Raw genomic sequence first — 12151 nt, 5'->3', positions numbered from 1 at the left:
ATCGTTCTTATTACCCGCTTTGATGGGCGAATTGCGCCAGTTGATGTTCACACAGAAAGCGAAACGTCGTGCCGGGAAAGACCATCGGCAAACGTAGACGACACACCGTTGAAGGATTGTTGATTTCATCGTTAAGTAATTGCATCACCACGCGATAAGTCCGCTGCGCGGGCTGGTGAAGTTCACTTTGGCGATACATTTCGGCCAGATAATAATGCGCGGGCCAGTAACCCGGTTCCTGATAAACCACCTGTTTGAACCAGGCAATCGCCTGCTGCGTCTGGTACTGCCACATCATCGCCAGACCGAGCAACATTTTTGCCTCTGCCGACCATTCATCCTGGGCGAGGATCTTTTGCGCATTGCCGGTGGTCTGCGAGAACTCTCGCTGCTCCAGCGCAATCACGCCCTGAATCAGCAGCGCATCCTGATGGCCTGGATCGCTGCGTAATACGCAGGCGATACACTTTTCAGCATCGGAAAAACGTTTTTCATCGAGGCAGGCACGCGCCTTTTTCAGCCAGTCGTCAGACTTAAGCGTCGCGGGTGCGGCAGGCTCGACGGCAACAACGGGGGCGGTAACGGTCACGCGCGGCGTAGCCCGTGGTGTTGGCACTACCCGAGGAGATTCAGCGTGGTGGCAAAAATAGAAAATGCTCTCTTCCTGCTCAAGCTTCAGGATATCGAAATTGTTCGCCAGCGTTTCTGCGTTGCCGAAGAACAGAGCGCCGTGCGGCTGCAGCATCTTTTGCAAATTTGCGTGCAGCTCGCGGCGGGTCGGCGTGTCGAAATAAATAGACACATTGCGCAGCAAAATAATGTCCACTTCCGGCAGCAGTTGCTCTTTGATGATGTTGGTGCGGTGGAATGACACTTTTTCACGGATGGCGTCATGTAGCCGAAACTGGTTTCCCGTACGGGTAAAATAGCGCTGCTGAATTAACGGATCGACGCCACGAAACGAGTAGCTGGAATAGCTGGCATTTCTGGCTTTCGCGAGAATTGCCGGGTCAATATCACAGCCGTAGAGTTCAACCCGTTCCGCCATCCCATCCTGGTACTTTTCATGCAGTTTGATGGCCAGCGAGTAGGCTTCTTCCCCTGATGAACACCCTGCGCTAAGAATACGCACCGGACCGCTACGCTGTTGCATGATCCGCGGCACCCATTTTTCGCAGATTAAATCCAGCGTGTCGCTTTCACGGAAAAAATACGTTTCGTTAATCGTAATCAGGGTAATAAAGCGATCAAACTCGTCCTGCGACAGCCGCAGTTTTTCATAGTATTCATAATAATCAGTGATATTACGCTCAGCCATGCGCTGACTCAGCGCCGATTTCAGCAGCGCTTCCATCGCATTATCAAAGTGCAAACCCACCCGTTCTTTGATCAAGCGGGCATATTCTGGAAGGTTGGGTATCATGGCAATGTACTCTCGAAATGCCCGTGACCTGCCATCGAAAGCAGCACCTTCGCGAGGCCATTCAGCGGGATCGTGCGGTGTATGAGCTGCTTATCAATCGCGTTCTTGTTCATACCAAAGACCACCGAACTTTCTTCATCTTGCGCCAGCGTTCGTCCACCTCGCTGGACGATAAGCTCGATGCCGCGACATCCATCGCTGCCCATTCCGGTCATGATCAGCCCAACCGCTTTTTCGCGGAACACCTCAGCGACCGACTCCAGTAACAGATTGCAGCTGGGGTGATACACGTCGCTTTCTTGTCGTGGAACCGTCGCCAGCCGTTGGTTACTTTTGACGATCAGATGCTGTTCCGGTGGCAGGATATAGACATTTCCGGCCTCCACCGGGTCATTATCCTGCGCCAGCCGTACCTTCAGATCGGTTACGCTGTCCAGCCAGTGCACCATGTTCTTGGCGAAACCATCGGCAATGTGCTGGGCAATCAGTACCGGACACGGGAACGTACCGGGTAAATCCTGCAACAGTTTGCTCAGTGCCTGCGGCCCACCGGTCGAACAGGCAATCGCCAGCACATAGGGCCAGTCGGCCGTGGTCTCAACCGTTTCCATTGCCAAACGCGTGCCCGACACACTCGGTTCTGCAGGGTAGCGTAACCCCTTGATATGACGGATGACCTTCACGCCCACCAGCAGTTCCACCTGTCGATGCAGCGTCCGGGTGGCGAGTGGGGAGTCGTAGTTATAGTGCAACACCGCCAGCGCCCCGCGAGAGATGTAGTCCTCATCGCCTGCATTTTCACCACCAAAATGCATGACCAGAATAGGGATTGCGCTGGTCGCCATGATGGTTTCGACGATCTCGACGTTATCGGCGGTCGACGTTTCCAGCGTAAGGATCAGCAGATCAGGCCCTAACTGTTGCAACAACCGCATTGCCTGGCGGCGATGGGCCGCCTGCCCAACCACCGAAATATGTGGATGATCTTCCAGTTGCTTGACCAGTTGGTTGCGCGACACGCTGCCCAAATCCAGGATCAGTACCCGAATACCGCGGCTACTCATGCATCCATATCCATCAAGGTGAATGATGCAGAGGCCTCTTTCAGCGCCTTCGACAGCTGTGTCATATCCTGACTCACAATCAGAATGTCTTTGATCGACTGCGACGTGTAGTTACTGGCGACAACAATTTCACGCAGCGCCATGACCACCTGATTGCTGGCGGTTTTCTGCTGCTGGGTAGACAGCGAGATCTGCAGCGCCGCCGTAGAGGTTTGCTCTGCGGTAACGACGATATCATTCAGGTGCTCAGCGCTCAGCTGACACGCCCTCGTCCCCGATTTTATGCTCTCGCCACCTTTTTCCGCGTTCAGCACCAGGCGATTAATCGCGTTCTGGATTTCACTAATTTTATTCTCGATTTCAACCGTCGATTCGGTGACTGAATCCGCCAGACGACGGATTTCAGCCGCCACCACGGAGAAACGTTTCCCGGCTTCTCCGGCGCTGGCCGCTTCCAGCGCGGCGTTAAAGGCGATCAGTTTGGTTTGATCCGCCACACTGTTAATGATCACCATCACGCGGCTGATTTCCGTCGACTTGTTGCCGAGCATCATGATTTCACGCATGTTTTGTTGGTTATCGTTGTCGATATCCGTCATGCGCATCAGCAGCTGCGACATCGAATCCGAGCCTTTATTGCAATCCTCAAGCGTCTGGTTGGCAATATCGACCACCGCCCGCGAATGCTCGGCTATCTGGGTGGAAGAGGCCGACAGCTCTTCCATGGTGGAGGTAATTTCAGCCACTGAAGATGAGGTTTCCACGCTGGTTGAGGCCTGGCCGTCTACCGCCTCGGTGATGTGCAATGATGCCTGGTGCACTGAATTCGCATGAGACACCATATCCCCCACCAGCGAGTGCAGGCGCTGGCGCATCATTTCTACCGCGCCGAGCAGTTCGCCAATTTCATCAGGATGATCGACCTGCACATCCACCGTTAAGTCACCTTCCGCGATAGTCTGCGCAATTTTCAGCACACGGTTTAGACGGCGTGAAATCAGGAAGCGGCTGGCAATCGCAATCAGCAATAAAATGATGGGCAACAGCAACGCGGTGAACAGCAACAGGCCATTGCGCACAAGATTGCTGCTCTTGGCGACATCATCCACATAGCTGGTGGTGGCGATGATCCAGTTGATCCCTTCAATGTACTCATAGACGGCAACTTTGGTCTTAGGTGCGACACCATAACCACTCACCCAGTTGTAGTAGGTGATGCCATTTTTATGTTCGAGGATATCGGCAAACAGCTTATAACCGTTGGCGTCAGTAATATTCACCGCCTGCTGGTTAGCCAGCGAAGGGTGCGCCAACATACGCCCGGGGTCGAACCCGGCATCCAGCACGTAGGCGTAGCCATTTTTACCAATATGCACATCCAATAACTGCCTGATGATCGGTTGCAGGGTCTGTTTGACATCAAACCCGACCGCCACGGCACCAATCACCTGACCATATTTATCGGCAATCGGCTCATAGTGGCTAATAAACTGCTTACCAAACAGCGTGACCACACCTGAAAACGGTTTATTTTTCAGTAGTAATGGCAATGCCGGATTATCGCGCCCCAATACCGTTGCCGTCGCCGTGTTACCGGAACTGGCCAGCAACGTGCTGCTGACGCGAACAAACTGCTCGCCCTGCAGAATAAAGGTACTGGCAAAGACGCTGGTTAATTCGGTGAAATGGTCGTTTGTATTGGGGTTACTCAAAACGGCTTTTAGTTCAGACGCATCCATTGAGCGCAGTGGCTTATTGGCTACATTCTGATAGTTATTAATGTAAACATTGCTGTAATGTTCCGCATCCCGGGTAACCCGTTGAAACTCATTAGAGATATTGTTGTGGAAAATACGGGTGTTGGTTTTGATCATTTCCAGCGCATTAACCTGCAGCTCGCTGGACAGATAATTCGATAACATAAAAGAGGCGCCAATCAGCAGCGTGGCAATGCACACCACCAGAATCATGCCGAGTTTCATCGCGACACCCAGGTGAATACTGTGCAGCCAGGCGAGCACTCGTGCAGTGGGTCCGTCTGAAGATATGGCCGCCGGGCGTTCTTTTACTTTAATCATGTCACTCATATTTTTTATTCTCTGTCTGAGAAGGCGCTGTTCTTTTTTTGAGTCAGAATTGTGCTGGCGCCACGCTATTTCAGCGTGAGCAGCGGTGTCGGCTTACCAATGTGATATCCCTGCAACCACCCCACGTTCATTTGCTCCAGGCATGCCTGAATACTGGCGTTTTCCACAAATTCAGCGACGACTTGCATGTTTTTCATTTCGGCAACGCGGCAGAATGATTCAACGATGTAGTAGCTGATTTCACTTTCCGTGATCCGCCGAATAAACGAGCCATCAATTTTCAAAATGTCCGCCTCGATATTCATCAAACGCGCATGGCTGGCGAACCCGGTACCAAAATCATCAATCGCCACCCGGCAGCCCAATTGGCGAATTAAACGCAGCGTTTCTACGGTTTGTTGTTTATCGGACAGCGTATCCGCTTCGGTAATCTCAAAAATAATTCGCTGCGGCGCGACGGCATATTCCTGTAAGAGCTGGGTGATCTTCGAGACAATATTTGAACGACACACCGTCACTGGTGCCAGGTTAATAGAAAAGCAACGCTGTGGATGGTGACACATGGCTTTGAGCGTATTTTCGATGACCCATAAATCGATTTCCGGTGCCAGCCCCGCATCATGCGCCACCGGCAGAAAACTGTTTGGCGAAATAAATTCACCCTTATCGTTTAACATGCGGATCAATATTTCATGATAGTGTTCTTCGCCCTGGGTGCTGACAATAGGCTGGGCCATCAGCACAAACGCATTGTTATCCAACGCATTTTGCAACGCCGTGCGAATATCGGTTTTATCCACAATATGGTTGCCAAGCATGCGGCTATGTTGCGTTTCCAGGTTTTCGGGTCTGCCGTTGGTCAGAGACAACCCCGCGACCATGCCCAGTTTCCCCACCAACTGATAGATGTCATCGCTCACATCGTGAATCAGGCAATAGCCCAAACCACTGCGAAACCCCAGCCGCTGATTATTATGAAAAAGGCGAAAACCGTTAGCAGCCTGGTATAAATCACACAACCGCTCCCAGGTACAATTTTCCAGCCTGATCAGCAGATCATAACCGGCGTGATAATAGACCTTCTCACTTTCGACCAAATGCTTCTGCAAATGCTCAGCCAAAATTTTCTGATAACGGGTACGAAAATGAAAACCGTAGCGGCGGGAAAAAAGCTCCAGTTCGGGGAGTTGAATCAGGCACACCGTCGCATGTTCGGTCGTAAACAGCTCCGTCTTCAGCGCACGCAAGTTTGCCATGCCCGTCATCGGGTCGGTCAGACCTAATACCAGCGCCTGGCTAAATCGTTGACGGGTAAATTTTGCCAGCGCGCCCATAATCACAATGGTGAGTGAAAAGATAAAAATAAGCGTTGAAACCATAGCCTGGTGCAGCATGAAACTCTCATCGCTGGCGATATAATTATCGTTATGCTTGCCCAGAATAATTAATACCACCGTCCACACTAGCATCGTAAATGAGTGGCCAATCTTAATAGCTCCCCACAGCATCAACGGGAAAAGCAGGATCAGGCTGTAGAATGAGAAGAAAATATTCGAGTTATAGGGCGACGTTAAACATAGCATCAGACCAATAAGCACGGTGCACCACGCCATGACGCCGTATACCGTGACATTGCCTTTGCATTGTTCGCCGATCGACTTAATAAAGGTAAACAACCAGGATGGTCGGCGCAGGATGCGAAATGCTTTGTAGAAAAAGGGGATCCCCGTCAGGCAACCGTTAGCAAGTCCCTGGACACGCACCAGCATTTCCAGACTCATAATATGCAGGTTCGCCACATCCGATCGCTGACTGTGGGGAACCACAAAGGCGAAAATTTTGCTGAAAAGCAGATACAGCAAAATGTTGTAGCCGCAGAGCCAAATCATACGATTCAGGCTGATGGTGATCCGGCTAAAGCTGGCGCTACTGCGTCTGCCCGTCACTTTACGATAAATGGCATAGCTCAGCGTCGATGCAGCTGTCAGGCACAACGCGTCCACGTGTTCGCCTACAGGACCAACCCAAAACATCACCGCCAGAAACAGCATTATCCCCGGCAGAACCCGATAACCAAAGAGAACCAATGCGGCGGAAAATACGGCTAATTTGAGATCGTAAACGGTTAATAGAGTATTATTAAGAATGCAGTAACCGTTAAGATAGTGTGCCAGTGGATAAAAAAGGCCAGGAATAGCAAGCGGCAGACACCATTCACGAGTGTTTTTTGCAGTGTTTGTATTTATTATTGCGTCCAAATCAATTTATCCGCTATACACTATACCAATAGGACTTTAATCCAGATTCTAATGTCGCAAACAAATCCATTTGGGCCAGTCATTAACCATTGTAAAATTGATGACATTAACCGCACACTGAGAAAATAAAAAAGGTTCTACATTGAAGCGTGCATCTTATTCATATCGCATCAGAAAATAAACCATCATTTATAGATAAAAATGGACATATCATGATATTTTTATTTTTACCTCACCAGTTAATAAGCAACCTAATCAATTGATTAATAGTGTAAAAACACAGCACCGCCAGCGTATCCATCGCACATCTTTAACGTGTGTACAAAAAACATTCCTTACAGGCATTAATGTCAACATTAATACGACACATCACCACTGAATGAAATTGTGTTTTAATGTACATTTTTACCTGTTGACGAAATGTACAGCGATCCTTATATTTATACACCGTTATTTTATCGTTAGCTATTCAGCTCCAGTGTTAATTAAATGTTGTACCTGAGAGTTTCACACCTTTCATCTACTTACTTGTAACAAAAATACCCATACTGTTATTTCATTAAGTCATAAAAGAAATTTAATTCAGCATATATGTGTATTTTCAGGAATTAAAAAGAATCCGTGGCCACGTCTCTGTTTTCCCTAAAGGCAATAAAAGGATGGCAACATTCGATCACCGGCAAAATAACACAGTTTTTGCTGGCGGGGATCATTATTGCGTTTGGTGCTGGTGCCTTTACCAGTTGGAGCCTGATCGACAACTTTTCTTATCAGCAGTGGGTACAGAGAGCAGAAGCCAACGCCCAGATCATGACCTACATCATCCGCAGCGTGTATACCACCGTTTCGGTTGAAACCCGCGACACGGGGCAAATATCCCGTATTGTCTCGGACAGACAGCTTGGCGATACCGACTCCATTATTCAGACCGGCTATAACCCGGTAGACGTTTTGGCTCTGGCCTCAGCGCAAACGCACAATCCCACCTGGATGTTCCTGTATACGCCCGATAAAGGTTTCGTGGGCATCAACAATAAGTCTGAAGAGGGCGACGGGGTAATCTCCTTCGCCGGGCGTTTGCCACGCGATGTGCTGGTCAACGACTATATCGGATTTGCCCAGATCAACGGCGAAGCGTGCTTCATCAGCGCCGTCCCTGTTCTGACGCCCTCAGGTGAAATCCTCGGCAGCCTGATAAGCAGCATTGGTAAGAAGAGTGATCTGTACGCTGCCTATGATGCGATGTTGAAAAAGAGCAGTATCATTTTCGTCCTCATTTTACTGGCAACGCTGACGCTGGTGACGCTGTTCATGCGCCGTCTGTTCCGCCCGGTTCCGTTGCTGATTAACTCCATTACCCGCATTGCCCGCGAAGAAACCGACTCTGTCACCCCCTTTCTTGACCAGGATGATGAGATTGGACATCTCGCCAGCGCCATTGAAAAATTGCGCGTCGCGATGAAAGAACGCGGCTATCTACAGCGTATGCATGAGATGTCACAAAAGATGGAGCATATGGCCCATCATGATTCGCTGACAGGCTTACCCAATCGCGTCTCTTTCGGACTGGCGCTGGATAAACGCGTCAGTGAAGTCCAGCAGGTAGAGAAACCGTTCAACCTGCTGTTGATTGACCTCGACAACTTCAAGCCGGTAAACGACACCTTCGGCCATAAAGCCGGCGATGAAGTGTTAATCAACGTGGCGCAGCGCCTGCAATTATTGCTGGGGCCAAACGATATGGCGGCACGTCTGGGCGGGGATGAGTTTGCGATTCTGCAACAGGTCAGCGACAACGCCGTTAAAGAGGCGAACCGGCTGGCGAAACGTATTCTCCGCGCGCTGAGCACACCGTTTAGCTGGAGCACCCACACGTTCTCTATCAGTTGCAGCATTGGCATTACCAGCGCACCTTATCAGGGCAATAATACCTCAACATTGATGATCAATGCCGATCTGGCCATGTATGCCTCCAAGCACCATGGCCGCGGTTGCTTCCATTTCTTCGAAGACGGCATGGTGATGAAACAGAGCCACAGCCTGTTCATTAATCAGGAAATTATTGATGGTATTGATAACGAGCAGTTCGAACTTTACTACCAGCCCATCGTTAATCTGCAGGATGAAACGGTTCACGGCTACGAATCTCTGATCCGCTGGAATCACCCGACGAAAGGGCTGATTTACCCGGATTACTTTATCAATATTGCTGAAAGCTCGGGCCTGATTGTGCGTTTAGGTGAATGGGTCATTCGCCAGTCTTGCGCCGTCGCCGCAAAATGGCCGGAACACATCCGCATTGCCGTCAATGTGTCAGCCAACCAGCTACACAGCCCAGGGCTGGTCGACGTCATCAAAGAAGCGTTACGCACCAGCCAACTGTCAGCCAATCGACTCGAAATTGAAATCACCGAATCCGAGAAACTGGATCAGTCTATTGCCCTCCCGGTACTGAAAGAGATCCGCGCGATGGGGATCGACATCGCAATGGACGATCTGGGAACAGGCTACGCCGCGCTGGACTATTTGCTGGTCTACCCCTTCACGCGCATCAAGATTGCCCGCACGCTTATCGATAAATTAGAGCAGGATAATGCCAGCCAGTACTTGATTGTGATGCTTATCCAGTTCGCGCAAAAGTACAATATCTCCGTCACCGCGGAAGGGGTGGAAACACCGCTCCAGCGCAACATTTTGCGCAAAATTAAGTGCCAACATGTGCAGGGATATTTCTTCAGCTATCCGCTGCGCGAGCGTGACGTGTTGTCTGCTTTTGCCGATGAAGCCCTTGCAGAAGAGGTTATGCATGACTAATCGCCTGCGTTTGGCAACGCGTATTGTGCTTGCCGCTGCGCTGTTAATCCCCTTCTCTGCACGCTGCGCGACGGATGTTTCGCCCGAGCAGCGCACGCTGGAGAAGATTGCCAGTATGAAAACTATCACCCTCGGTTACCAGGATGATGCCTTTCCTTTCTCGTACCAGGAAGGCACGTCACCTGCTGGCTATTCCATTGATATCTGTAAAAATATCGTCGCTGCGCTGAAAACCAAACTACAGCTTAAAACATTGAAAACGCAATGGGTGCGCGCAAACTCGGCATCTCAGTTTGTGCTCATTAAAAAACACATGGCCGATATCATGTGCATTCCGGCTTTTTATTCGAAGGGTCGCCACAGCATTAGCGAATTCTCATTGCCATTTTACTTTTCCAGCACTCGCTATGTGATGCGTAGGAATGATTATAATGGCAATCTACAAGCACTTTCCGGGCACAGCGTGCTGGTAAAAAGCGGCACAGTTTACGTTGAGCAACTACAGAAAATTAATACCGCCAACGCGCTTAACATTAATATTGAGCTGGATACTAACAACAACGTCGCCTTCAATGGCGTTCAGAGCGGCGCCTATCCGGCGCTGATTTCCAGCACTGTATTATTAAAAGGGATGATTGCGCAGGCCGCCAACCCGGATGAATATATGCTATCCCGTATTGCGCTCAGTGCGCCACTTCCGGCGGGACTGCTGCTCCCTTTACACGATAAAGAATTTAAAGCTTTTGTGGATGACACGTTATCTTCTCTGATGACCAGCGGTGAGTTTACGACCTTGTACAATAAATGGTTTCAGTCTCCAATACCGCCGAAAGCCATCAATTTAAATATTCCCATGTCAGATAATCTGAAAGCATTAACGTCAGCAAAAAAGAAGATCGGTTTTGATTATGAAAAATATAATTAAGCATGAGATGGCCCGGATAAAACGTGTGGCGCAGGGGCTGATTTTACTGGCTGGCCTCACCGTGTCCCCTGTGTTGATGGCGCAGCAGAATGCCGCCACGCTGGAACACATACAAATCAGCAGCGTACTGAACGTGGGTTATCGACAGCTGCCGCCGTTTTCCTTTACCGACCAAAACGGCAAGGTAACGGGGTATACCATTGCGGTGTGTAACCTGATTGCGGACAAACTGCGGCAGTATCTCAAGCTCAATAACTTAACCATTCATTATATTCCGGTGAATTTTGCGGAACGCTTTTCTGCATTAAAAACACGTAAAATAGACATGGACTGTGGCGTAAATACTAACGCGCCAGAGCGGACCTCCAGCGTTTCATTTTCCGTTAACTACTACATCGCGAAAATGCGCATCATCTCTTTACGTAAAAACAATATTCATTCCCTGGCTGACTTAAAAGGACGAACGGTTAGCCTGACAGGCAGTTCAAAAGATTTGCTGGAATTCAACAAGGCGAACCGGGAACAGCATCTTAATATTTCAACAATAACCACTACCACGATAAACGGGGCGTTTAATAAAATGGCGCAGAATGAATCTGCAGCGCTGTTTATCGATGATATCCTGGCCTGGCCGCTGATTAATCAGAGTGAACTGCCTGACACATTCAGCGTGTCAGCCGAAACCATCGGCGCGGATATGCACTATGCCATTATGATGCGCAAAAACGATCCGCAGTTTGTGGCGTTCATCGACAGTTCACTGAAAACCATTTTCGCTTCCCCTATTAATGTACAGCTGCGCAAAAAATGGCTGGCGCCTTATGTCTGTAAACATACGGGAAATCAACCTCCTACACCGTGTCAGCATCACCCTTGAAAAAAATAAGCGTCTGTTCACTCACTCGCTTACTTCGCCTCTGGCAGATCCCAGGGGCGCTGTTGTTGCTATTGATGGTCAATTCGCTGCGCGCGGCGTGGGATTTTGCCACCATCATGCAGAAGTCCGATGTCCTCTATGGCCCCGCCAGCGCTGCGGCACAACAGCGCATCAACGCCTGGCAAAAGCTCTTAATTCAACTGCGCCATGCCGATGAGCAAACACAGCTGCGCGCGGTAAATCTGTTTTTTAATACCCAGCTCCGTTACGCCGAGGATAGCGACGTCTGGCACAACGTCGATTACTGGGCGACGCCGGTGGAATCCCTGCGCCAGGGTAAAGCGGACTGCGAAGACTACGCCATCGCGAAATATTTCACGCTGCGGCAGTTGGGTGTTTCCGAAGAGAAGCTGCGTATCACTTACGTTAAAGCCCTACGTTTAAACCGCGCACATATGGTACTGACCTGGTATGCCACGCCTGACGCCATCCCTCTGGTTCTCGATAGTCTGACAAACACCCTTTCACCGGCCAGCCAGCGTCAGGATTTATTACCGGTGTACTCATTTAACGATAGCGGCCTGTGGCTGCCGGGCAACCAGAACACAAAACGTATTGGGGACAGCAAGAGACTTTCTCGCTGGCAGCAAGTATTCACCAAAATGCGGGAAGAAGGCTTCCCGATAGATAAATAGGGAACGTC

At 49.9% G+C, this 12151-nt stretch carries 8 protein-coding genes; 4 read left to right on the top strand and 4 right to left on the bottom strand.

The genetic code is table 11. From position 1 onward, the window contains the following. Nucleotides 1-10: 10 nt before the first annotated feature. From AC3ITF_RS04635 to AC3ITF_RS04620, 4 genes are all read right to left on the bottom strand, one after another. Nucleotides 11-1423, bottom strand: a complete 1413-nt coding sequence (locus AC3ITF_RS04635; protein WP_489176174.1) for a CheR family methyltransferase — start codon at nucleotides 1421-1423, stop codon at nucleotides 11-13. Beyond that, complete coding sequence (locus AC3ITF_RS04630; RefSeq protein WP_137362602.1) at nucleotides 1420-2487, bottom strand: chemotaxis protein CheB; 1068 nt, start codon at nucleotides 2485-2487, stop codon at nucleotides 1420-1422. The genes AC3ITF_RS04635 and AC3ITF_RS04630 overlap by 4 nt, the downstream gene beginning before the upstream one ends. Beyond that, nucleotides 2484-4574, bottom strand: a complete 2091-nt coding sequence (locus AC3ITF_RS04625; RefSeq protein WP_181695330.1) for a methyl-accepting chemotaxis protein — start codon at nucleotides 4572-4574, stop codon at nucleotides 2484-2486. Before AC3ITF_RS04625 ends, AC3ITF_RS04630 begins: the two co-directional genes overlap by 4 nt. A 65-nt stretch (nucleotides 4575-4639) precedes the next feature. Then, nucleotides 4640-6832, bottom strand: a complete 2193-nt coding sequence (locus AC3ITF_RS04620) for a sensor domain-containing phosphodiesterase (RefSeq protein ID WP_489176173.1) — start codon at nucleotides 6830-6832, stop codon at nucleotides 4640-4642. Between the two features lie 621 nt (nucleotides 6833-7453). Here AC3ITF_RS04620 and AC3ITF_RS04615 point away from each other — a divergent pair. The 4 genes from AC3ITF_RS04615 (at nucleotide 7454) to lapG (ending at nucleotide 12143) form a co-directional block, all read left to right on the top strand. Continuing rightward, complete coding sequence (locus tag AC3ITF_RS04615; RefSeq protein ID WP_489176172.1) at nucleotides 7454-9646, top strand: putative bifunctional diguanylate cyclase/phosphodiesterase; 2193 nt, start codon at nucleotides 7454-7456, stop codon at nucleotides 9644-9646. Then, nucleotides 9639-10571 (top strand): transporter substrate-binding domain-containing protein, encoded by a 933-nt coding sequence (locus AC3ITF_RS04610; RefSeq protein ID WP_135911506.1) that lies wholly within the window; start codon nucleotides 9639-9641, stop codon nucleotides 10569-10571. Before AC3ITF_RS04615 ends, AC3ITF_RS04610 begins: the two co-directional genes overlap by 8 nt. Then, a complete protein-coding gene (locus AC3ITF_RS04605) occupies nucleotides 10555-11448 on the top strand; it encodes a transporter substrate-binding domain-containing protein (RefSeq protein ID WP_489176171.1) in 894 nt (297 codons plus the stop codon). Before AC3ITF_RS04610 ends, AC3ITF_RS04605 begins: the two co-directional genes overlap by 17 nt. Before the next feature lie 74 nt (nucleotides 11449-11522). Beyond that, on the top strand, nucleotides 11523-12143 hold the full coding sequence (gene lapG / locus AC3ITF_RS04600) for a cysteine protease LapG (RefSeq protein WP_137399674.1): 621 nt from the start codon (nucleotides 11523-11525) through the stop codon (nucleotides 12141-12143). Nucleotides 12144-12151 lie beyond the last annotated feature (8 nt).

It is taken from the genome of Citrobacter sp. KH_055_1 (assembly GCF_057838705.1).
This window is presented reverse-complemented; position numbering and strand designations above follow the sequence as displayed.